The sequence below is a fragment of the Streptomyces sp. NPDC057900 genome (assembly GCF_042887885.1).
Classification (GTDB): domain Bacteria; phylum Actinomycetota; class Actinomycetes; order Streptomycetales; family Streptomycetaceae; genus Streptomyces.
In genome coordinates this window covers 13,400-34,468 of record NZ_JBHVOI010000019.1, presented here as the reverse complement: position 1 = coordinate 34,468, position 21,069 = coordinate 13,400, and the positions used below count along the sequence as shown (strand labels likewise).

The following is a 21,069-nucleotide window of genomic DNA, read 5'->3' as shown; positions in this document are numbered from 1 at the left end:
ATGAGCCCCCCGACCGCGCCCCGGCAGAAACCGGCCGGGCAGCCCAGGACCCCCGCACCCGTCAACGCCGACGACGCCGCCAAGGCCAAGAAGTCCATCGCCAAACTGGACGAGGTCCTGGCCATGGTCACCAAGGCGCTCCTCACCCTAGGGGGCGGCGCTTTGATCTTCACTTGTGTGAATGTGACCCGGTTCGGCGTCTCCCACGAGATCCCCTGGTACATCGCCTGGATGCTCGATCCGCTGGCCAGCCTCGCCCTGATCACCGTCCTGTACGTCGACGGTGTCCTCGCAGAGCACGGCGGCGACTACAAGCCCGGCGGCTGGCCGTTCCTGCTGCGCTGGACCGCCGGTCTCTCCACCTGGGTGATGAACTGCTGGACGTCCCTCTACCCGGACGGCCACTTCCACTTCATCCCGCAGAAGCCCGACGCCGGCGGAATCCTGCTGCACTCCGTCGCACCGGCCCTGCTGATCCTGCTCGCGGAAGCCGCCACCGGCTACCGCAAGTACGCCACCCGGCGCCGCAGCGAACTCGCCGCGATCATCGCGCAGTTCGAGACTGCGAAAGCCACCGAACGTGAGACCGCTCAAAAGCGAGCCCGCGAGAAGGAAGAACGCGAGGCTGCCGACCAACGCGCGGAAGCAGAACGCGAGGCCGTCGCCAAGCGCGAGGAGACAGAACGCGAGGCCGCCCGGCGTGAACGCGAGGAAATCGCGAGGCTCGAAAACGAGCGGCGCACCGCAGAAATCGAGGCGGCCGACCGGACCCGCCGCGCAGAAATCGAGGCAGAACGCGAGCGGCTCGCCCTGACCGAACGAACCGCAGAAATCGAGACGACGCGGCGCAAGACCGAGGCCGAGATCGAAGACCGCCGCCGCCGCGAGCAGTGGGAGCGGGAGCAGTCCGAACGGGACCGTGAGGCCACCCGCCAGGCAGAGATCGTCAAGGCAGAAGCGCAGGCAGAAGCGCTGCGCAGGGAGGCCGAAGCCCAAGCAGAGGCACTCTGCAAGGAGGCCGAAGCCGCCGCCGAAGCCGAGCGGATCAAGGCTGAGGCCGAGGCCCGCGCCATAGAGGAAGCCGAGAAACTCAAGCGACAGCGCGCCTTGGAGCGGGCCGCCGCCAAGGCGCGCGGAACCTCGGAAAGTGCAGTTGCCCGCACCTCGATTTCTACGGGACGCGCCTCGGAAAGTGGGGCCGCGCTCAGCGCGGTCCCCGCCCTGGCCTCCTCGGAAAACGGTGGTCGGGTCCCTCGCGAAGTGCGCGAGAAGCAGCGTGACGAAGCCGAGCGGTACATCGCGAAGTGCTCGCTGTCCGGCATCGAGCCGGACCTGGAGCGCCTCGGAAACCAGTACGGCAAGGGCGAGACCTGGGTCGGAGACCGCGTCCGCACCGCCAGGCGCCGCCTCGCGGAAGAGGACGGATTCGAGGAGTCGGTGATCGCCGACGCCCTGGACGTCTTCGAGGACGACAGCACCAGCGCCGGTGCGGCATGACCCACCGGCCCAACGAAGAGGAAGAGGACACCGTGAACACGGACTTCGAGCTCGACTTCACCCTCCTGGGCACCGAGCCGGTCGCCCTGCTCCCCAAGGCCGGACCCGACCACCCGCCGACGATCCTGATGCGCCGGGACGCACTGCTGCCCACACGGTGGCGCCACCTCACCGGCTGAAGCCGTACCCACCGAGCTTCGACGGCTCCACTGGCCCCCGGGGATGAATCAAGCACCCCCGGAGGCCGGTGAAGAGGCCGAAGCCTCCCCGGGCGAATCTCACGCCAAATGACACCGCCCGAGCTCCCCACAGAGGAGAGGACCCATCATGCCGTCATACGACGGGCAGCCCCAGCCCACCTACTACCCCGAGCCGCTGCCACCCCGGTACGGGCAGACGCCCGCTCCGCAGTACGGCGGGCACGTCGCCCCACTCCCCCAGAACACGGTCGTCTACCCGCCGACCGCCGGCCTGGACGGCGTCGTCATGGCGCCCGGCCCCGACGGGCAGTACGTCGCGTACTACACCGCGCCGCCCGCACCGGCCCCGCAGCCCTACGTCTCCCCACTCCTGGTGAAGGCCGCCCTGGTCGCGGTCATCCTCGGGATCGCCGGCGTCGGCGTCTACTTTCTTGCTGCCGCGCTGCTGGAGCTCGCCAAAGCGCTCGCCATCCTGGCCGGCCTCGCGCTGATCGGCTTCGTCCTCTTCAAGATGCTGGTGACCGGCCCCGGCAGCGGCCGGTCGATCAACGTCAACGCCCGGGGCCGCGCCAAGGTGCAGGTCCACACCGGCCGGGGAAACAACCGAGGCCGTGGCCGCCGCTGAGGCGACGTCCCCGCCGGCCGTCCGGGACATCGACCTCTACGCCGACCCCACCGGCGCCCTCCCCGTCCACCGCTGGAGGCAGGCCCCAAAAGGGCTCGCTACCAGGCGGCAACTCAGGGAGCGGCGCTTACGGCCCGGCGGCCAGGACCCGGTCGCCGTCATCGAATGCCGGGGCGGCACGCGCATGGCCTTCCTGTACGAGATCGCCAAGGCCAAGCCGATCCGGCCGATGACCTTCGCCAAGGAGGTCGCCCTCGACAAGGCGATGGCCAAGCGCCAGACCTGCCCGTCGTGCTCAAGGCGGTACTACCACTGCCTCCCCCTGAAATCCCTCGGGTCCTGCCTGGAGTGCTACGACGGCACCCCAGCCGAGCCCGGCAGCTACATGCGCCAGCCCGGCGAGCACCTCGCCGCAGCGGCATGAACCCCCCTCCCGCGTCTGCCGGTTGCCTGACCCACCCGCCGTCGGCGGGTGGCGAAGGGGAGTCGGTCAGCCCGGCCCGCCCGCACACAGCAGCCCTGTCCGAGACGTTGTCGACCACCGTGAAGGAGCGTCACCGGTGACCGAGCCCCACACGCCCGACCCCGCCATCCCACCGCTGGAGACCATCGACGACAGCCAGCGCATCCCGCCACCCCGGCGGCCGGCCCCGCCCCGGCCGTACACGATCAAGGCCACCGACGACATCCCGGCCGTCGCCATCGCAGGTGTCGCGATCGTCGGCGTCGTCGCCCTGGTCCTCGGCCTCAAGTGGTGTATCCCCAAAGGCATCGGCTGGTACCACCACCAGGACTGGGTGTGGGCCACCCAGTGGACCGCCACTGTCGCCGACCCCGTCCACACCTACCTGACCGCGCACACTGCCGGCCTTCCGCTGACGGCCTCCACCGCGTTCGTCATCTGGCTGGGCGTCGGCGTCATCTCCCTCGTCCTGGCCTGGCTCACCGGCGCGGTCGGCGCCCGGCTGACCTGGACGGCGCACGGCGTCTGCTCGGTGCTGATGGTCTGGGACGCCTCCCCCAACACCGGTCGTCCCGTCGCCGCGGCCTTGGCCGTCCTCGCCTGGACGATCGGCAGCTTTTTCGCACTGCGCGGTCTGTCTCTGCGCTCGCGCATCAACATCCACAACCACCCCGCCCGCTGACGGTCTGGCGGCTGCCTGATCCACCCACCCCGCGGACTGCGGGCCGGGTGGTGACGGGGAGCCGGGCAGTCCGGCAGGAAAGGGGGAGTCGATGACCGTCAGTACCGAGCCCGCCGTCCTCGCGGTCACCGGATGAGCAGTTGGCCCTACACGCTCGCCCTGATCCTCACTGCCGTAGCGGCCACCGTCGCCGTCCGGCATGCCCACCGCACCAACACCGATAGGGAGTAGACCTGTGGCCCTCACCCTCTTTGCCCGCCGCCCCGCAGACGTCGAACCGCTGGCCGTCGAGCCCGAGCCGTGGCCCGAGATCGGCGAGACCTGGAAGCCCGAGGGCGTCATCATCGCCCAGCGGTACTACAACCAGGTGCACGCGGTCGTCCTCGTCTACACCACCGACGACGGGGAGTCCGGCACCTACTATTCCGTCGCCTGCCTCGGCTGCCACTACGCCACCCGCGAGAACGGGCAGCGCAGCTATAGCACGTACTACGGGCTCGCTGACGCCGCGAAGGTCGCCAACGAGCACGCCACGACCTGCCGGGCGCTGCCCCGTGACATCCCCGCTCGCCCGGACGACGACACCGTCCGCGAACGGCTGCACACCTGGGTGCGCGGCACCCGCCACAAGGAGAAGGACGTCCAGCTGTGGGTGTGCAACCTGGACCTGATCCGCCTTACCCTCCAGCGCTCCAACGACTGGATCGCCGACGTGTTCCGGCAGTTGGCCGCTGACGAGCCGGAGGTCCTGCGCATCGAGCGCAGCCAGTACAGCGACAGCGTCTTCTACTACGCACGCCGCTACCTGAAGAGCTGACCGGCGCTCTCCGCGCGTCCCCGCCCGCCGTACGTCGGCGCCCGGGGCCGGGCGGTGTCCGTCCGGTCAGCCGAGACCGGTCGACCGGCCCTCCCCTGGAGGTCATCGTGCCCCTCGCCCACCGCTCCCTCATGGAGGCCGCCGCCGCCCGCTTCGGGTGGCGCCGTGCCTACGGCGACACCACCGAGATCGACGCCCTGCTGACCGAGCAGACCGAGACCGCGTACACCGGGGCCGCCGACCACGCGGCCCTGGCGACCGCGAAGAACGACGACGTCCTCGCCGTGCAGCCCGGTGTTCTGGACGTCCGCGGCCGCGTCCTCGCCGACGTCCTCTACCTGGAGGGCGTCCTGACCGGCGCCCGCAACCGCGGCCTGCCTCCGGAGCTCATCGAGCGCCTGGAGGACGCCGTCGACCACGGCCACGAGCTGACCGTGATCCTCGCGGACACCGTCCGCACCACCGCCGCGCTCCACGCGGCCAGTTGAGCGCCCGGGGCGGCCGCAGGCATCGAACCCGGCCGCCCCGGAGCAGTACCCCTCCCCCTCCCAGAGCGCACTGACAGAAGAAGGAGCCCCATCATCATGACCGCAACCATGCGCCAGACGGCCACCACCATCGCCAGCTCGATGATCGAAGGCGCGAGCATGGCCACCGCGCTGATCGGCGGCGCGGCCGGTGCCTACCTCGGCTACCAGTTCGCACCCGCCGTCTGGACGGACGGAACCCGCATCGCGTTCGCCGGGGCAGTCGCCGTCGTCGGGGCCGTCGCCATCGACGGACTCGCCGAACTCGTCCTCGCTCCGATGCGCCGACTGATGCGGACGCGCAGTCTGCTGGCCTCCACCCGCGGGTCGGGCCCGGCCCCGGCCGCCACGCTGGACGAGGCCCTCGCCCAGGTCGTCACCGCGACCGAGGAGGACGCCGCGCACCGCGCCGCCAGCGCCTCCTTCCGGATCGACGACGGCGACAACTTCCTGCGGTGCGAGGACCGGTGGCGCGGCTACGAGGACGGCGAGGCGTCTTTCTACCTCGCCCCGGGCGTGGTGCTCCACCACCGCACGGAGAAGAGCACGTATGGCCACCGCGAGCCTCGCTTCACGCTGCTGACTGGCGACGGCGAGCAGCCGGTGGCCATCACCGGCATGGAGGAGATCCGCCACCACCTCGCCGCCCGCGCCGTCGGCCTTCCCGCCGTCCCGGTGACCGCCGACGGTGCCAAGGACGACGACCTCACCGGCATCTACGCGGTCTGACGGACTGCCCGTTCCGCCCCGGCCCACGCGGCCGGGGCGGTGCGGTGGCCAATCAGCCCACCCCGTGATTCCCCACCGAGAGGACCGCATCGACCGTGCCCGCGACCAAGAACAGGCCCTCCGAGCTCAGCGTGCTGCGCTACGGCGCGTTCGTCTCCCGCACAGCCGAACAGCGCGTCATCTCCCACGCGCCGACCGTCCGCAACCTGGTCCACGACCACTTCGGCCGCCGCCCGCTGGGCGCTGTCACGATCATCCTCACCAAGCCCCGCCTACTGCTCGGGCTCGCCAACGAGGCGCAGGGCGAGGCCGCCGGCGTCCCGGAGAACACCTGGAAGTCCGTCGGCGTGCAGCAGAGCATCATCGGCAGGCCCGAGGCATTCCACGTCGCCACCGTGATCGCACCCAAGGGCGCGATGTGGATGCTGATCAACGCGCCGAAGATACGCAACCCCAAGCAGCTCAAGCTGAGCCTGCTGCGCGGCTTCGTCGAGGTCGACCAGCTCATCCGCTCCGGCGCCCGCGACAACCGCGTCGCCTGGGTCCGCCATGAGATGAAGGTCAACCCGCTCAGCAAGCGTCAGGCCAACACATTCCAGGCGCAGATCCTCGCCGACAGAGCCGAAGCCGAGCGCATCACCGCAGAACTCACCCGCCGCCTGTGACCAGCCCGCCCGCCGCCCGCCCGCTGGCCGCTCCACAGGCGGGCGGCCGAGTACTGCTCACTACCCCGTATTTCGAATCCGAGGGAGCCCCATGCCTACCACCGATCCCGACCCCGCCCTGCGCCTGCCCGCGATCCGTGTCGCGTGCCCGGCCTGCGGTGCCCGACCCGGCGACCTCTGCACGTCCCACGGAGGATCCCGTCGGCGCCGCCACGACGTGCACCAGGCCCGCACCCAGGCCCTGCGCAGTGACGACCGCCGGTGATGGGCCTGCCCGACCTTCGCATCGGTGGCCTCTGCGTACTGGTCGGCCCGCCGGGCAGCGGCAAGTCGACCTTCGCCGCCCATTACCCAGATACCTGGCGCGTGTGCCTGGATGCCTACCGGCGCCTAGCCACCGACTCCGAGGCCGACCAGTCCGCGACCCCGGTCGCCGCCGAGATCCAGACCCTTCTCCTGGACGCCCGGCTCTCCCGGGGCCTGAACGTGCTGGTCGACTCCACCAACGTCCTCCCGCACGTCAGGGCCGGGCTGCTCGCCCGCGCCCGCTACTGGCAGCGTCCAGCCGTCGCCGTTCTGTTCGACATCCCGCTGTCGACAACAGAGGCGCAGAACGCCGGCCGCGACCGCGTGGTCCCGGTGCACATCGTGCGCGAGCACCACCAGATGCTGCCCGACGCCGACCAGCTCCGCCGCGAGGGCTTCACCGCGGTGCACCTGGCCTCCGAACTCCTGGCCACGCCCAGCGCCCAGCGCCGGGCCGCCCGCCGCTGACCCAACCCACCTGCACGTTCCTGACCCGACCTGGAGGAACTCCATGGCACGCAACGCCCGGCCCGTCGTCCACTACATGGCGACCCGGCCCGACGGCACCGTCCCGCCCACCGACAACTACCTCGCCCGCTACTACAGCGACCAGGGCGAGACCATCTCGACCGTCAACCTCGCCGACCACATTGGCGAGACCGTCGACCACCCCACCCCCGGCCGGAAGTGGTACACCGACAGGCCCTTCGGCTACTTCCACATGTACACGCGGCCCGGCGAGATCTTGGAGCGCATCGAGGAGGGCTGGCCGATCCGGCTCTGGATCGTGGAGCCGCTCGGCGAGACCGGCAACTGGGGTGGCGACAACTACCCGTACTGGCTGATGTCCCAGCAGATCCGCGTCGTGGAGGAGACCGACGCCTGGAAGGCGTTCGGGCACCGCGGCGTGCAGACCCTGGCCGCCCTCGCCCAGCTGCCCGACCTCGCCCGGCAGTGGGCCGGAGAGTGGACCGCCGTCCCCGAGGGCACGCGCCGCACGTACACGGCGTGGGAGAAGCGGGTGGCACGCACTCGGGCGCTGACCGGCTGGGCGTTCTGCCGGGCGCAGTACTCCCGCCGCGAGGCCGCCCTCCAGGCGGTCGACCAGCTCGCCGGTGACGCCGCCGCGCAGGCCGCGACCGACGCCGGCGCCGCCCCTCACGCCGTCGCCCTGATCCAGCTGCGGGCGCGCTGCCTGGTTGCCGGTCAGCTCATGTTCGACCGGATCCGCTCGGGCGAGTACGAGCAGTCGATCCGCGGACTGCTGCTCGGGGCCGGGCTCGACACCCCGGCCGCTATCCCGGCCTGACCGCCCGTTCACGTTCTTCGCGCCGCCCCGGCGACCGCCCGGGGCGGCCTCCTTCATCATCTTCGAGACCAGGAGACATCTGGTGATGACCGACACCACCGACGAGTCGATCCGCTACACCGCCGACGTGGTCCTGTTCGCCGCAGGCCACATCCTGCTGATCGAGCGGGGCTGGGACCCGTTCAAGAGCCGCTGGGCCCTGCCCGGCGGCCACGTAGACAAGGGAGAGAGCAGCCTGGACGCCTCCGCGCGCGAGCTGGAGGAGGAGACCGGCATCACCGTCCCGGCCGCCGACCTCCAGCAGGTGCGCGCTTTCGATGCCCCCGGCCGTGACCCGCGCGGCCGGTACGTCACCGTCGCCTACACCGCCACCCTGCCCGCCCTGATCGAGCCGGTGGCCGGGGACGACGCCACCGCCGCCCGCTGGTGGCCCCTGACCGACCTCCCCGACCTCGCGTTCGACCACGCCGAGATCGTCGCGGCCGCCGCGAACTGCTGATCCCTCCCGTACGAGCGCGGCGCTCCTCCGTGCCGCCCCGGCCCCTCCCGGCCGGGGCGGTCGCGGTGTTCCGCCACGACCAGCTACAGGAAGGAGAGGGCGTCATGCCGCTTCGCTACTTCGAGGTTGACGTCCCGACCAAGCACAACGACCAGCCGGGGCAGCGCATCCACATCTTCGTCGGCCTGGCCGACGACCCCCTCGCCGCCCGCAACGCCGCGTACAACGCGTACGACAAGGCGCGCCTGTTGCACCAGGCCGGGCAGGAGATCCCGCACGAGTTCGTCAGCGGTTGGGGTGCCCGAGGGCTGCGGCCCGACTGGGACCTCGACTGGAACAGGGCGACGGCCGCTCCGTGGGTGAACCCCCACGGCCTGTTCGGCACGCGCCGCACGTTCTGAATTCGCCCCGGGACGGCCGCCAAAGGCCGGAAAACCAGTCGGCCGCCCCGGGCCACCCATCCCGTACAAGACGAGAGGGAGAGACCAGTATGGCCTCCACCGCGCGCGCACAGGCCCCGATCGGGCACCGCGCCCTGTTCATCACCACGCTCGCCGTGCCGCTGACCGGCTGGACCGTGCACGCGGTCAGCCTGCACCGCAAGCTCGCCGCCGCCCGCCGCGACCCGCTCACCGGGCTGCTCGGGCGCGACGGCTACACGGCCAAGGCCCGGCAGATCACCGAACGGTACGGCGACGCCGCCATGCTGGTCCTGGTGGACCTGGACCACTTCAAGCAGATCAACGACGGACCCGGCGGGCACGGCGCCGGCGACCGCGTCCTGGCCGCCACCGCGACCCGGCTCACCGCCTGGGCGGGCAGCCGCGGCGCGGTCGGCCGGCTCGGAGGGGACGAGTTCGCCGTCGCGGTCCGAATCGGACCGGCACACCGCGCGCTCCGTCTCGCCCAGCTCACGAAGCTGCTCGCGCAGCCGGTGGAGGTCGACGACGGCATCCTGGTCGACGTCGCCGCGTCGGTCGGCGCGGCCTCCCCCGACGTCCTCGGCACAACGGACCTGAGCGTGCTCCAGCGCGCCGCCGACGCCGCGATGTACTCGGGCAAGCACACCGGCCGCGCCGTCCTCGCCGACGGTTCGCACGCCGTCGTGCCGTCCATCAACGGCCGCCGCGCCGGACGGCCGGGCACCCACACCCTGGGGCGGGCGGCATGAGCGACACCACCGACCCGGGCACCTGGATCCGGGGCATCACGATCCGTCAGCCCTGGACGACCTGCATCCTCGCCGGGAAAGACGTGGAGAACCGCTCGGCCGCCTGGTCCTGGCGCGGCCTGGTGCTGCTGCACGCCGGGCAGGCCACCGAACGTGCCCCGATGCGCGACCCGCTGGTCGCCACCACGATCCGCGGACGCGCCCTGCACACCCGGGCCGTCATCGGCGTCGCCCGCCTCACCGACTGTCACCAGGACGCCGCCAGCACCGCCCCGTGCTCCCGCTGGGCGCAGGCCGACGCGTTCCACCTCGTCCTCGCCGACGTCCAGGAGCTCGCGCTGCCGATCCCGTGGCTGCACGGACAGCTCGGGCCGTGGCGCCCGCCGCAGGACCTCGTGGACCAGGTCCTCCTCCAGCTCCCCCACCTCGCTCCGGAGGGCACATCATGAGCGGCAACCGCACCGGCGTCCCGCAGCCGCCGGCCATCATCGCAGCCGACGACCGCATCCCCTTCCCCGAGACCGGCCAGGACCTGCGCTGCCGTACGAGCCCGGCACAGTTCCAGATCGAGGACATCCCCAACACCGACCAGGACCCCCGCGCCCGCGAGAAGGCGCTCGCCAAGGCCAAACACGCCTGCTCCGGCTGCCCGATCGTCAAGGACTGCCTGAAGTGGGCGCTGGCCAACCCCACCCTGACGAAAACCGGGGTGTGGGCGGCGACCACCAAGCGCGACCGCACCCGGCTGCGCAAGGACCTCGTGGCACGGCTCGGTGCGGACTGGGTCGGCGTGGTCGCCGAACAAGACCAGCTCCGCAGGGAGCGGCAGCGCGCGGCCCGCATTGTCCCGCCGAACGCCCGCGAACTCGCCCACGCCCGCCTGGAACTGGAGTCCATCCCCACCCGGCCCGCGCCGTACAACCGCTGGAAGGAACCCATCACCCCGGCGCAGGCCGCATCGAACCTGCGCGTGCTGGCGCTGGTCGCCAGCGGCAAGGCGGCGTGATGTTCAGCGACTGGACCGAGGCCCTCGAAGCCGAGTCGCTGCCCCTGGACCCGAACCCGGCGCAGCAGCTCGCCGCCGCGGCCCGGGTCACCGCCCGCAGCTCCCGCGACAAGGACGACATGGCGTTGCTCCTGGACGTCCTCGGGCTGCCCACCGACACCGACACCCTCACCGCCCTGCTCCCCCTTCTCCCGGAAACCGGAGACGCACCCACCATGACGAACACCCCCGCAGCCCCGGCCCTGTCCGCGTTCGAGGCCCTGGCGATCTCGATGCACAACACCGGCGACTCCGAACAGGCGATCCGCGAGGCCACCGGCCTGAGCGAGACCGAGCTCAGCGACCTCATCGCCAACCAGGCCGGACTGCCCCACGAGACCACCGCCCCGGCCATCGACGTCCCCGTCGTCGCGCTGCCCGGCTCCAACGCGCTCCAGGAGCTGATCGGCTGGGCGGCCGCGCACCCGACCGCCTCGGTCCGCGCCCGCGCCGCCCGCATCACCGCCGACCTCTCCGAGCTGTCCGAGCGCCGCGACTCGGAGGCCGCGCAGCGCGAGGCGGAGGAGAAGGTCGCCAAGGCCAAGGCCGAACTGGAGAAGGCGCAGGAGCAGCTGCGCACCGTGAAGGCCGGCACCCGCACCACCACGGCGGCCGCCACCGCGCCCACCCCGATCCGCGCGGGCATGGGCAGCGGCCGCACCCGGGAGGAGCTCGCCGCCGTACGGACGTGGGCGCGCGAGAATGGCGACCAGGTCGCGGACGCCGGGATGGTGCCCAAGCGGGTTCTGGAGGCGTACGACGCCGCGCACCAGGCGCCGGTCCGGAAGGCCGGCTGACCGTGGCTGCCGACAACGCGATAGCCCTGGACGGTTTCCTGGACGAGGAGACCGTGCCCGGCGACCTGCACGGGTCGACGGCGCGGTTCCGCCTCACCATCTCCCCCACGGACGAGCGCGCGGACGAGATGATCCTGCCTTGCAGCGTCGCCGACTCCGGGCTGGCGCACGCGGTCATCCACGACCTGGTCCCCGGCGACAAGCTCCGGGTCACCGGCTACCTCCGGCTGCCCCACACGCCGGACGAGCCGATGTGGCTGGTCGTCACCGAGCTCGCCGTGCTGGAGACCGCGCCGGAGCTGTCCGACCCGGCCGCCGTCACCACGGCCGTCATCGAGCGGTACGGGCCGTACGTCTGCTGGTTCGACGCCGACACCACCGGCGCGGAGGTGTTCACCGAGGGCGGCACGTGGGTCGGCACCGCGCCCGAGCCGAACGACCTGGGCGAGCTACTCGAAGCCTTCGAGCACCGCCAGGCCGCCGGCGGCGAGTAGCGGAGCCGCCGTGCCCATCCGTCCCGAGAACCTGCACCGCTACCCGCGTGACTGGCCCCGGATCAGCGCGCGGATCCGAATCGAACGGGCGGGCGGCCGCTGCGAGTGCACGGGCCACTGCGGCCTGGCGCACCCCGGCGGCCGCTGCCCCGCCGTCCATGAGGAGACCCACCCGGACACCGGGTCCGTGGTCGGCCTCACCACCGCCCACCTCAACCACACCCCCGAAGACGTGCGAGACGAGAACCTGCTCGCCGCCTGCCAGCTCTGCCACCTGCGCATCGACCACGGGCACCACCGGGTCACCCGCTCGATCACCCTCGCCGCCCGCGCGGCCGCCGCCGGACAGCTCGGACTGCTCCCCGAGACCGCGCTCACCCGCACCGAGCCGCCCACCCCGCCGCGCCCCGCCCAGGGTGGCACCCCGGCGGCCGCGCTCCACCAGCTGCCCTTCCCCGAACCCGAACAGGAGACGAACCCCATGGCCCGCATCAGCGTGAAGATCTCCCCGCTCCACCCCGACGGCACCGAATGCACCCACGCCGTCCGCCCCTCCGGCAAGCCCCACGACCCGGACGCCGGGTGCGCCGGCCGTCGCAACTACGCCGTGGTGTGCAGCAACTGCGGCACGGTCGGCGAGCCGCACGGCCTGCGCGTCCTCGCCGAACCGGAGCAGCGCAAGCACCGCGACAACCACAAGGCCGCGCTCACCCCGGCCGCACGCTGACCCCCACCCGCCCGGCCGCCGAGACCACCACGGTCCCGGCGGCCCCGTCCATGGGAGGGCCGATGCCCACCACCGTCTTCGACCTCTTCGCCCAGTTCACCCGCCGCACCGCCGACGTCACCGCCCAGCTCACCACCCTGGGCATCCCGCTCACCGCACCGACCCCGCCGCCCGCCGCCCCCAACCCGGCCGACCCGTGGGCCAGCAGCTACGCCGTCCCCGTCGACCGATCCACCCTCGCCTGGTGCACCGCCGTGACGATGCTCGCCGACCACCACCACACCGGCATCGACCGCCAGGTCCTCGCCGCCGACGCCCTGCTGCGCGAGCTCGGAGTCCGCGGCCTCGCCCAGCTCCACTCCGACCTCCACCACGGCGCCCCCATCGACTACCGCTACACCCGCTGCCCGTACTGCTCCGGCATCGGCGAGGACCCCACCCAACCGACCTGCGGTGAGGTTGGCTGCGCGCCGTGGTTGGAGTTCGCCGGACACGATCACGTGTGCCCGGTCTGCCACGGCGACGACTACCAGCCCCAGTGGTTCGCCGAAGAGCAGATGACCGAGCTCAAGGAGCTGCTCGCCGACGCCATCGAGGAGCGCGAGGAGCGCGCCTCCCTCCGCTACCGGATCCGGGCCCGGCTGTACTGCCGGACGGTGCGCACGTGACGGCGCGCTTCCGCAGATGCGGACACGGCAGCGGACCGATGCACGCCGGCGATCAAAAGGCGGTCGCGGAGTTCACCGCCATGCTCGCCGCCCGCCAGCGCCCGGCCCCGTGGACCGGCTCCGGTGACGCCGCCGTACGGATCGGCGAGCGTGGCCGCCCGCTCCCCGGGCAGCCGGCCGACGTCGACCCCGTCGCCCTGGCCCTCATCCACCCCGACACCGAGACCGCCCTCACCGGCACGCTCCCCTGCACCCCACACCCTCGCGCGACGCACCACCGATCCCAATCTCACCCTGGAGGCATGACCCCGTGCAGCAGATCCGCCGCACCGCCGCCCTCGCTACCACCGCCCTGGCCATCGTGCTGACGCTCACCGCTTGCGGCGCGACCACCCAGTCCCCGGCCCACCACGACAGCCGCCTCAAGAAGGCCGCTGGCATCGGCTCCCTGTCCATCGTCTGCAACAAGGACATCTGGACTGACACCCGGCCCGACAGTCTGAAGAAGGTCACCACCACCCCCGCCGACGGAGAGCGCGGACAGCGCGGCATGGTTCGCATCATCCTCACCGGCGCCCAGCTCGTCACTTACTTCAACCAGCTGGACCAGGACGCCCACCCGGCTGGATGGGATCCGACTTCCCCGACCAAGAAGCCCTCTCCGGCCGCGTCTACGACGCGCTCGCCCCCGCCATCGACAAGGCCACCACGTCCCGCTCCACCGCCGACCCCGCCCCCGAGATCCTCATCGACGACACCCTCGCCACCAAGGCACCCTGACCGAAGGGCGGCCCCACCCGATCACGTCGGGTGGGGCCGCCCTATTTTTGTTGTGCAGGCACTTAACCGGGTTAAGCGCCAGTTCGCTCGCGCTGACGATTCGGTTCCTTAGCGCACACGAAGACGCGCTGCACCCGTCAGTTAACCCGGTTAACTCGTAGGCCGTGCCGACATGGTTGAGGGGGGCGCCCCGCGATCTCGCGGCGCACCCCCCAGGGGCGGGAAGGCTCTACGCGAGCGTCACCACGATGTGCACGTGGTGCGTGACGAAGACCAAACCTTCCCAAACGGCGATCCCGGCGACGGCGTAGAGCGTCGCGCCCGTCGGCGATGCCGCGTCCGGCAGCCGGCGCTTGGGTGGCTCGAACGCAGGCACCAGCGAACGATCTGCGGGAGCGTCATCGGTTCCGTGCTGTCGTACTGACGGCACCTGGCGGTGTGTGCAACGATTGCACATGGTGTGTCCCTTCCGGACGTACCGTGGGCCGGCCCCTCATCGGGTGTTTTGAGAGACGGTCGGTGGGTGGGGCGGCCCGTGTTCTAGTTCCTGAAGAAGTTCCGGACGCGCAGGATCAACGACACGATCCCGGGCGTGGCGGAAACGCTCAGCAAGATCACCTGACTGAGCTCGCCGATGCCCGGCCCCTCAAGCAGGACGGAAATCCCGATCGAGATGCTCACCACCAACGTGGTGAGGGTGGTCCGCGTGAGGACCACGCTCGTCTCCGCATCCTGCTCGTGCTGCCGGTCCATGTGCGCATCGGACTTCGCCCTGATCCGCCCATACAGATCATCAACTGCCCTTCCACCATGCCGCTTGTTCATCAGAACCCCCCATCCATTTGCGTCGCCAGGAACCGGAGCACCGCCGCCTTGTCGGTGACCTTGCTGATGCGCTGCTCCGTGCTCGTGGTGCTCGGACCGATGGTGTTAACGGAGACTTCCATCCGCTCGGCCGTCAAGTTGATCGGATAGCCGAAGACCCGACGCGACTGGAAGATCCGCCACGCCTGCGGCGCCCGGGCAGCCATCCCATCGATGACCCGCAGCCCCTTCATGACCTCTGCGTCGGCCACGCCCGCGAAGAGCTTCGCGTACTGCGTCTGCTGCCAGTACCGCGGCGCCCACGAGCTGGGCACGGCCTTCAATGCCTGGGATGCGTATTCACGGACTACCGCGTCCAGGTACGCGGCGCGATCAGGAGCCGGCCGCATCCAGTCCGCGCAGATCCACGCGAACGCGTCCTCGACCACGCACTCGGTGTCCACCCGCGGGTCGGCGCACATGGTGAACGCGCTCCGCTCACACCGGGTGAAGTTCGCGCCGATCAACGCACGCTGCTCCGCGACGATCTCCGGCGTCGGCCGGTACGGCTTCACACGTCTCTTGGTGAGAGACCGACTGCGTGCGAATCGCGACACCGCACTCCCCTTCCTCGGGCTTCGCACCAATGTGGCACGTGCTGCGGAAGCGCCCGTTACAGGTTCCGCGCTCACCCACAACGGCCGACGGCGGGCCAAGAGCGACCACAGGAACCGGACTTGAAGGGCAGAGGAAAGGGGCCGTGCACCAAACGATAAGTCCAGTGCACAGCCCCGACGTTGAGATGCCGCGCGTCCTACTCCTGCACTGCGGAGGGCAGGTGGCGCGTCACCCGGTCCAGCCGCTCACGGAGCACCTCGACCAAGGCGTCCGCCTTCTGCTGGTTGGCATCCGACGCCTGGCGGTACGCGGCGGCGATCCCGCGCATCTCGGCGGCGAACGCCTCGGCCTTCTCGACGTAGAGGGAGAAGCTCGACAGCGGGTCTGCCCTCACCGTCGTGCCCTCTCCCTCGGCCCGATTAACCGGGTTAACTCCTGCCGACACCGGGGCCTCGGGAGATCCCGAGGCCGACGCCTGAGCAGGGACCGACGGATCGGCGACGGCGACCCCGGACAGAACCGCGGCCGGGCCACTCACCGACTCCGGGCCAGCAGCGCCTCGCGCCCGCCGCGGTGACTTAACCCGGTTAACCGCCTTCTCGGCCTCGCCGTGCTGCTGCTCGGGAGGGAGCGCACCGATGCGGCGCGCATCCTTCACCTTCAGCGTCCCGTCCTCCACCTGATCCTGGAGATCGGCGGGGAGCTTAAGCAGCGCCAGGCGCTGCGACACCCATGCGCCCGTCTTGCCGAGGCGGGCTGCGACTTCCTTCTGCTGTCCGTGGACCTGCACCAGTTCCTGGAGCGCCTTCGCCTGATCTATCGGCGCCACGTCCACGCGGTGGATGTTCGCGATCAGCGCCGACTCAAGAATGTCCGCCGCGCTCGCGGCCAAGCCGTCGTTGACGTCGATCCGCAATTCTGTGAGGCCCGCCTTGTGCGCGGCCGCCAGGCGGCGGTTCCCGTCGATGACCACGTATGGTGCCGAGCCGAGAACTTCCTCCTGCCCCGGGTGCACCTCGAGGAAGACCTCACGGCGCACCACGGTGACGGGCTGGATCTGGCCCTTGGCTGTCAGCGAGGCCGCGGTTTCGTCGACGTCCGTGAGTTCCTCACGCGGGTTGAACGGGTTATGGGCCAGTTCCGCAAGGACGACCGAAGCCGGCGGCCGCTTGCCCTCGCCCCTGGCGATCTGTTCGCGGGTGCGGACCCGGCGGGGGGGAGTGGACGAGCCGCCCTCGTCCATCGTGAACCCCCGCGTGACACGCTCCCGCGTGGATTTGGTGTTCCGCTCCCTCATACCGCCAGCTCCTTCGCCAAGTCGCGCATCGCCTGCGCATGTTCGCTGTCAGGCGCGTACTCCAGCAGCGGGATCTCCCCATCCGCGGCCTCACGCCCTTCCTTCAGGTCCCCGATCACCGCGAGCACAACGGGGGAGGAGCTCAACTCCCACTGATCACGGTTCTCCTTGACCAACTTGCCGCGGCGGCTGTCGTACGCGTTGATGACGAGCCCCAGGTAGTCGATCGTGATGCGGCCCTTGTGGCACAGGTCGTCCATCTGGCTCTTGAGGAGCCGGAACGCGCGATGGGACGCCTTGTTCGCCCACACCGGGGTGATGACGCCCGAGCGGTCGGCGAGTTCGCCCTCCCGCCGGCGCACGTAGTACAGCGCGGTGTCCATGTTCAGGCCGAGACTGGGAGGCCCGTCGATCAGGATGACGTCGTAATCCGCCTCCAGCGGCTCCAGGGCCCGCTCCAGCGCGGCCTCGCTGAAGGACACCTTCGACAGGGCCACATCGCGCAGGAACGCGTCGTCGGACGCGGGGAGCAGATGTAGCCGCTCCCCGAAGCGCGCGTGGTCCAGAGCGACCAAGAGGTCATGGATGTCGCCCCGCGCGGTGCCGTCCATGTGCATCATCAGGGTCTCGACGTCGTCCTCGTACATGAGGTCCTCGAAGCCGAGCTCCGCGGTGAGGTGGCCCTGCGGGTCGTAGTCGACCAACAGCACCCGTCGTCCCGCCTCGGCCAGTGCCTGGGCGATCCCGGAGGAGATGAACGTCTTGCCGACGCCACCCTTCTGATTTGCCGTTATCACCCGTACGACCGGCTGCTTCGTCAACGGAGTCGTGGGGGAGGGATGGTTGTCGAGCCATAGAGTCAGCGCCTGCGCGAGCCCTTGGACGTAGGTGACGCCGCGATCGGTGCAGGTGGCCTTGAAGGTGTCCGGCTCTCCTACGGGGAGGAAGGTTCCCCAGGTCTTGGCGCCCTCGGTGTTCGCTTCGGGAAGGTTGGCGGCCGAGTACCAGGCCTTGATGGCGTGTTCGGCAGCGTCCTGGATGTCCATGCCGTGCTCGAAGGCGCGGATCTTCAGGTGCCTACGCAGCTGAGGAGTGAGAGAGGTGATTAGTTTCTCTCGTTCCCCGCGGGGGCTTGGGATGCTCATGCGGCGCAATATTACTAGGCCGATGGTGGGTTGGACGCATCGGTGCGGCGAGTCGCGCCCTGTGTACTGGGTCTAGGACGGGTGAAGACGCTTCGCGGCGCGCATCAACACATCTCTCGGCCGCTCACGAGATAGCGGGTGCACCGGCTACTCGTGAGATCGACCAGCGTCAGCCCGGCAGGAGCCGTCAGGACCGAAATGGTCAGGTGCGCGACAGCCGAGGAGTACAGCGGTTCGGGCGAGGCAAGGATCTTGAACCCCAAGTACTCGGCCAGAACTGTCCGTCCTGTGAGAGCGGTGTAGCAGCCCCCGCACGGAGTTGTCAGCCTTCGGGATGTCGAAGCGGCCACCCCCGTCGGGCCGGGTGGTGCTGACGTGCGCCGCATCGTTCCTCCAGTACGACCAACCGGGCAGACGGGTGACGGGGGAGGAGACTGGCTGATCTGAGCCCCGTGGCCGCGCTATCAACTCCTCATGATCACTGCCACCATGCGGGGCCTGGCAGCCGCCGCACTCACCGTTCTGCCGCTCCTGTCCGCCGCTCCCGCGCAGGCCGAGCAGATCCGCCTCCAGGACGGCATCGCCGCCCTCCCACTCGCCGCGGAGAACCGGACCGGGTACGAGCGCACGAAGTTCAAGCACTGGATCGATGAGGACCATGACCGGTGCACCACCAGGTCCGAGGTGCTGATCGCCGAATCCCGTACCGAGCCTGCCATCGAGGGCGCGTGCAAGGTGGTCGGCGGTACGTGGTTCAGCTACTACGACGGCGAGACGGTCACCGACCCGGCGAAGCTCGACATCGACCACATGGTGCCGCTCGCCGAAGCCTGGGACAGCGGGGCATCGCAGTGGAGTGCCGCCCGGCGCGAGGACTACGCCAATGATCTTGGGGCTGACCGCTCGCTGGTCGCCGTGACCGCGAAGACCAATCGCAGCAAGAGCGACCAGGACCCGGCCGAGTGGCTCCCGCCGGCCGCCGAAGCCCGCTGTACCTATGTGGCGGACTGGGTGAGCACCAAGCTGCGGTGGGCCCTCACCGCCGACCGCTCCGAGGTCGACGCGCTGAACGCACTGGCCGACGGATGCGGGTATGCCGCAGTTCAGTACGAGCTCGCCCCCGCGAGCTGATCTCCCTCGCGGGACGGCACGCGTGCGGCGAGTCGCGGGCGAGCCGTCCCGCTTCGTCGTTCCCGCACTGCACCAAGACGTCGATGACGTCGTGTGCCTCTTCCAGCGTCAGCAGCGGCAGCCGCTCGTGGTCGTACTCGTGCATCCCCGTAGTCATGATCCGCACCGTAAAGCGGAGCCTCGGCGAACGGGTGTTCCTGTGGACAAGTGCCTAGTGTCCCGTCTCACTGAACCTTGACCGATCTCACTGAACTTTGACCGGTCTGACCCGAGCCGCCCGCGAGAGTCCGGGGTCACCGCGCCGCGTTGGCCAGCCCGCACGCCGCTGCTGCCGCGTCCCCCGACACCGGCCCCGCGACCACCAGCGCGGCGACCTTGGTCACGGCCGCCCAGTGCGGGACCAGCAGCTCGTCGGCTGCCTCCCAGTGCCGCCAGTAGTTGCTCGGGTCCAACTCTGCTCCGCCGCCCACCCCCCGGGCTAGGCTCTGCGCCCGCTGCCAGTCGGCCATCCCGCCGCGCTCCGCGAAGAACGCACGCTCGGACGTCAGCATCCGCTTTTCCCGCAGGGACCACTGGTGCGCTCTCACGCCCGCCGCGAGCACCGTCAATGCCGTCTTCATCGTGACGCCCTCGAACGACACCCCGACGTTCGCGCCCTCTACCCGCGTCACCATCCCGCAGTCGCGGACTAGGGCGGTGGACTCCAGCTCGATCGACGGAATGTGCACGCCGAGGAGGAACGCGGCAACGGCGTGCCCGGCCTCGTGGATCGCGACCGCTGCCTTGAGGTTCCCCAGGTCCAGCCCTTCGCCGTGCTCTTGGCAGCAGATGATCGACTGCGGCGGCGGGTTGAAGTACGGGCCTTCGTCGCCCCAGAAGTACGGAGGCTGCGCAGTGGTCGTCATGGTGCGGAGTGTTGCAGGTGCGTCCCGCCGCCTGTCACCCCGGTCGGGACGGCTGAAAACCCCGGGCGGCCGGTGGTGCGCCGACCAGTAGCGGGGCCGGCCAAAGTTCAGTGAGATCGGTCAAGGTTCAGTGAGACGGGACACGTAGCTCGACCGGCGCGAGCGCGGCAGAGGTGCGCAAATATTCGAACACCTGCTCTAATCAAAGTATGTCCAGCCACACCTTCCCCGACGACCTACTCACGCTCCAGCGCTCCTGGCAGGACACCTACGCGGCGCTCGCCGCCTCCCGCCCAGAGTCTCCTGCCACCCTGCGCCGCCGCCTGCACCGGCTGTCCGTGCTCCTGGCCGTACACCCCTACTGGGAGTCCGCCCCCGGCGGCGGGCGCTCGGCCCGCGTCGAACTTCGCCGCCAGGCCCGTCGCCTGCCATGACCACACCGCCACCTGAGCGGCGACGCAGAGGGCCGGCTACCCAGATTTGAGGAACCGGCCACTCGTACGCGATGGCGCCGCCGGTTCGTCAGGAGCCGGGCAGGCGCTGCGTCAGTCCTGGAACTCCTTGCTCTTCACGCCGTAGAACGTGGGCTTCGCGGGCCGGACCTCAGACCGCTCCAGGGTGTCGGCCATGACGGCGAACCCCTCGCTGCGCCGGACGACCTCGAAGAACTTGCCCAGCGCCTCCTTGTCCTCCCACAGCGCCTGGGCGGTGCTGATGATCAACGACTTCAGGTGATCCGACTCGGTCGCCTCTGTCACGGTCTCGTTCGCTGCCACGGCTTTCCCCTCCTGGTCATCGGACGATCAGCCAACCAACCGGTGAGCCGCGCCCGCAAGGCAGCCTTCGGCCACGGGCCGGTCCAGGACGCTGTGCGTCCCGATCCGGTACCACACGATGTGGGGGAGCCCGGCGACCACCGCCCGGCCGTACGACCACGTCGCGCGCCCGTCCGGCGCCCAGGTGAGTTCGTAGACGCCGGGGGCACGGCGCACGCCCTTGATCCGTAAGCCGGGGCGGAACTGGCGGCCGGTGCGCAGGTCGGGCACGAAGGCGTCCAGCACGACGCGGCGGAAGCGCCGGCGCTGGGCGGGCGTGAGGTGCTGGAGGTCGGCGGTGAAGCGGGGACAGGTCTCGAAGGTGGGCACGTGGTCTCCTCCGGGCAGCACGA

General features: G+C 70.6%; 32 protein-coding genes. 24 read left to right on the top strand and 8 right to left on the bottom strand.

The genetic code is table 11. From position 1 onward, the window contains the following. From ACFVQ0_RS35615 to ACFVQ0_RS35510, 22 genes are all read left to right on the top strand, one after another. Positions 1-1,497 (top strand): hypothetical protein, encoded by a 1,497-nt coding sequence (locus ACFVQ0_RS35615; protein WP_390093337.1) that lies wholly within the window; start codon positions 1-3, stop codon positions 1,495-1,497. Further along, the gene (locus ACFVQ0_RS35610) at positions 1,494-1,676 is read left to right on the top strand and encodes a hypothetical protein (RefSeq protein WP_390093336.1); all 183 of its coding nucleotides are present in this window, start codon (positions 1,494-1,496) and stop codon (positions 1,674-1,676) included. The genes ACFVQ0_RS35615 and ACFVQ0_RS35610 overlap by 4 nt, the downstream gene beginning before the upstream one ends. Before the next feature lie 148 nt (positions 1,677-1,824). Continuing rightward, complete coding sequence (locus tag ACFVQ0_RS35605; protein ID WP_390093335.1) at positions 1,825-2,322, top strand: hypothetical protein; 498 nt, start codon at positions 1,825-1,827, stop codon at positions 2,320-2,322. Continuing rightward, positions 2,309-2,746, top strand: coding sequence for an RRQRL motif-containing zinc-binding protein (locus ACFVQ0_RS35600; protein WP_390093334.1), 438 nt, complete (start codon positions 2,309-2,311; stop codon positions 2,744-2,746). The genes ACFVQ0_RS35605 and ACFVQ0_RS35600 overlap by 14 nt, the downstream gene beginning before the upstream one ends. A gap of 136 nt (positions 2,747-2,882) precedes the next feature. Next, positions 2,883-3,467: a hypothetical protein gene (locus ACFVQ0_RS35595; protein WP_390093333.1), complete on the top strand. Its 585-nt coding sequence runs from the start codon at positions 2,883-2,885 to the stop codon at positions 3,465-3,467. 235 nt (positions 3,468-3,702) lie between these two features. After that, entirely contained in the window at positions 3,703-4,284 is a 582-nt protein-coding gene (locus ACFVQ0_RS35590; protein WP_390093332.1) for a hypothetical protein, read from the top strand. Positions 4,285-4,391: 107 nt separating this feature from the next. Beyond that, positions 4,392-4,772 carry a hypothetical protein gene (locus tag ACFVQ0_RS35585; protein ID WP_390093331.1) on the top strand — a complete coding sequence of 127 codons (381 nt, stop codon included), beginning with the start codon at positions 4,392-4,394 and terminating at the stop codon, positions 4,770-4,772. A gap of 96 nt (positions 4,773-4,868) precedes the next feature. After that, positions 4,869-5,540 (top strand): hypothetical protein, encoded by a 672-nt coding sequence (locus ACFVQ0_RS35580; RefSeq protein WP_390093330.1) that lies wholly within the window; start codon positions 4,869-4,871, stop codon positions 5,538-5,540. A gap of 95 nt (positions 5,541-5,635) precedes the next feature. Beyond that, on the top strand, positions 5,636-6,205 hold the full coding sequence (locus tag ACFVQ0_RS35575; RefSeq protein ID WP_390093329.1) for a hypothetical protein: 570 nt from the start codon (positions 5,636-5,638) through the stop codon (positions 6,203-6,205). Positions 6,206-6,296: 91 nt separating this feature from the next. Continuing rightward, entirely contained in the window at positions 6,297-6,470 is a 174-nt protein-coding gene (locus tag ACFVQ0_RS35570; protein WP_390093328.1) for a hypothetical protein, read from the top strand. After that, the gene (locus tag ACFVQ0_RS35565) at positions 6,470-6,979 is read left to right on the top strand and encodes an AAA family ATPase (protein ID WP_390093327.1); all 510 of its coding nucleotides are present in this window, start codon (positions 6,470-6,472) and stop codon (positions 6,977-6,979) included. Before ACFVQ0_RS35570 ends, ACFVQ0_RS35565 begins: the two co-directional genes overlap by 1 nt. Positions 6,980-7,022: 43 nt before the next feature. After that, a complete protein-coding gene (locus ACFVQ0_RS35560) occupies positions 7,023-7,820 on the top strand; it encodes a hypothetical protein (RefSeq protein WP_390093326.1) in 798 nt (265 codons plus the stop codon). 85 nt (positions 7,821-7,905) lie between these two features. Then, on the top strand, positions 7,906-8,319 hold the full coding sequence (locus ACFVQ0_RS35555; protein ID WP_390093325.1) for an NUDIX domain-containing protein: 414 nt from the start codon (positions 7,906-7,908) through the stop codon (positions 8,317-8,319). 104 nt (positions 8,320-8,423) lie between these two features. Then, positions 8,424-8,720 (top strand): hypothetical protein, encoded by a 297-nt coding sequence (locus tag ACFVQ0_RS35550; protein WP_390093324.1) that lies wholly within the window; start codon positions 8,424-8,426, stop codon positions 8,718-8,720. Between the two features lie 89 nt (positions 8,721-8,809). Next, positions 8,810-9,490 carry a GGDEF domain-containing protein gene (locus ACFVQ0_RS35545; RefSeq protein ID WP_390093323.1) on the top strand — a complete coding sequence of 227 codons (681 nt, stop codon included), beginning with the start codon at positions 8,810-8,812 and terminating at the stop codon, positions 9,488-9,490. Beyond that, positions 9,487-9,939 carry a hypothetical protein gene (locus ACFVQ0_RS35540; protein ID WP_390093322.1) on the top strand — a complete coding sequence of 151 codons (453 nt, stop codon included), beginning with the start codon at positions 9,487-9,489 and terminating at the stop codon, positions 9,937-9,939. Before ACFVQ0_RS35545 ends, ACFVQ0_RS35540 begins: the two co-directional genes overlap by 4 nt. Next, complete coding sequence (locus tag ACFVQ0_RS35535) at positions 9,936-10,496, top strand: WhiB family transcriptional regulator (RefSeq protein WP_390093321.1); 561 nt, start codon at positions 9,936-9,938, stop codon at positions 10,494-10,496. The genes ACFVQ0_RS35540 and ACFVQ0_RS35535 overlap by 4 nt, the downstream gene beginning before the upstream one ends. Next, the gene (locus tag ACFVQ0_RS35530) at positions 10,496-11,332 is read left to right on the top strand and encodes a histone-like nucleoid-structuring protein Lsr2 (protein WP_390093320.1); all 837 of its coding nucleotides are present in this window, start codon (positions 10,496-10,498) and stop codon (positions 11,330-11,332) included. The genes ACFVQ0_RS35535 and ACFVQ0_RS35530 overlap by 1 nt, the downstream gene beginning before the upstream one ends. A gap of 2 nt (positions 11,333-11,334) precedes the next feature. Next, a complete protein-coding gene (locus ACFVQ0_RS35525; RefSeq protein WP_390093319.1) occupies positions 11,335-11,826 on the top strand; it encodes a hypothetical protein in 492 nt (163 codons plus the stop codon). Between the two features lie 10 nt (positions 11,827-11,836). Continuing rightward, positions 11,837-12,553, top strand: a complete 717-nt coding sequence (locus ACFVQ0_RS35520; RefSeq protein WP_390093318.1) for a hypothetical protein — start codon at positions 11,837-11,839, stop codon at positions 12,551-12,553. A 62-nt stretch (positions 12,554-12,615) separates the two neighbouring features. Beyond that, complete coding sequence (locus ACFVQ0_RS35515; protein ID WP_390093317.1) at positions 12,616-13,221, top strand: hypothetical protein; 606 nt, start codon at positions 12,616-12,618, stop codon at positions 13,219-13,221. A gap of 627 nt (positions 13,222-13,848) precedes the next feature. Then, a complete protein-coding gene (locus ACFVQ0_RS35510; RefSeq protein ID WP_390093316.1) occupies positions 13,849-14,001 on the top strand; it encodes a hypothetical protein in 153 nt (50 codons plus the stop codon). Between the two features lie 229 nt (positions 14,002-14,230). On the opposite strand, the gene ACFVQ0_RS35505 is transcribed toward ACFVQ0_RS35510, so the two are convergent. The 5 genes from ACFVQ0_RS35505 to ACFVQ0_RS35485 form a co-directional block, all read right to left on the bottom strand. Continuing rightward, entirely contained in the window at positions 14,231-14,377 is a 147-nt protein-coding gene (locus tag ACFVQ0_RS35505; RefSeq protein ID WP_390093315.1) for a hypothetical protein, read from the bottom strand. A 164-nt stretch (positions 14,378-14,541) separates the two neighbouring features. Next, entirely contained in the window at positions 14,542-14,826 is a 285-nt protein-coding gene (locus ACFVQ0_RS35500; RefSeq protein ID WP_390093314.1) for a hypothetical protein, read from the bottom strand. Continuing rightward, positions 14,826-15,380 carry a hypothetical protein gene (locus ACFVQ0_RS35495; protein WP_390093313.1) on the bottom strand — a complete coding sequence of 185 codons (555 nt, stop codon included), beginning with the start codon at positions 15,378-15,380 and terminating at the stop codon, positions 14,826-14,828. Before ACFVQ0_RS35495 ends, ACFVQ0_RS35500 begins: the two co-directional genes overlap by 1 nt. 239 nt (positions 15,381-15,619) lie before the next feature. Beyond that, on the bottom strand, positions 15,620-16,720 hold the full coding sequence (locus ACFVQ0_RS35490) for a ParB/RepB/Spo0J family partition protein (RefSeq protein ID WP_390093312.1): 1,101 nt from the start codon (positions 16,718-16,720) through the stop codon (positions 15,620-15,622). Further along, entirely contained in the window at positions 16,717-17,865 is a 1,149-nt protein-coding gene (locus ACFVQ0_RS35485) for a ParA family protein (protein ID WP_390093311.1), read from the bottom strand. The genes ACFVQ0_RS35490 and ACFVQ0_RS35485 overlap by 4 nt, the downstream gene beginning before the upstream one ends. A 474-nt stretch (positions 17,866-18,339) precedes the next feature. Between ACFVQ0_RS35485 and ACFVQ0_RS35480 the strand changes: the two genes are divergently transcribed. Next, positions 18,340-18,996, top strand: a complete 657-nt coding sequence (locus tag ACFVQ0_RS35480) for an HNH endonuclease family protein (RefSeq protein ID WP_390093310.1) — start codon at positions 18,340-18,342, stop codon at positions 18,994-18,996. Between the two features lie 293 nt (positions 18,997-19,289). Here ACFVQ0_RS35480 and ACFVQ0_RS35475 read toward each other — a convergent pair whose 3' ends face one another. Next, on the bottom strand, positions 19,290-19,901 hold the full coding sequence (locus ACFVQ0_RS35475; RefSeq protein WP_390093309.1) for a hypothetical protein: 612 nt from the start codon (positions 19,899-19,901) through the stop codon (positions 19,290-19,292). A gap of 209 nt (positions 19,902-20,110) precedes the next feature. Between ACFVQ0_RS35475 and ACFVQ0_RS35470 the strand changes: the two genes are divergently transcribed. Further along, positions 20,111-20,335: a hypothetical protein gene (locus tag ACFVQ0_RS35470; protein WP_390093308.1), complete on the top strand. Its 225-nt coding sequence runs from the start codon at positions 20,111-20,113 to the stop codon at positions 20,333-20,335. Positions 20,336-20,446: 111 nt separating this feature from the next. On the opposite strand, the gene ACFVQ0_RS35465 is transcribed toward ACFVQ0_RS35470, so the two are convergent. Both ACFVQ0_RS35465 and ACFVQ0_RS35460 read right to left on the bottom strand, forming a co-directional pair. Beyond that, positions 20,447-20,677 carry a hypothetical protein gene (locus tag ACFVQ0_RS35465; RefSeq protein ID WP_390093307.1) on the bottom strand — a complete coding sequence of 77 codons (231 nt, stop codon included), beginning with the start codon at positions 20,675-20,677 and terminating at the stop codon, positions 20,447-20,449. A gap of 27 nt (positions 20,678-20,704) precedes the next feature. Continuing rightward, on the bottom strand, positions 20,705-21,046 hold the full coding sequence (locus ACFVQ0_RS35460) for a hypothetical protein (RefSeq protein ID WP_390093306.1): 342 nt from the start codon (positions 21,044-21,046) through the stop codon (positions 20,705-20,707). Between the last annotated feature and the right edge of the window lie 23 nt (positions 21,047-21,069).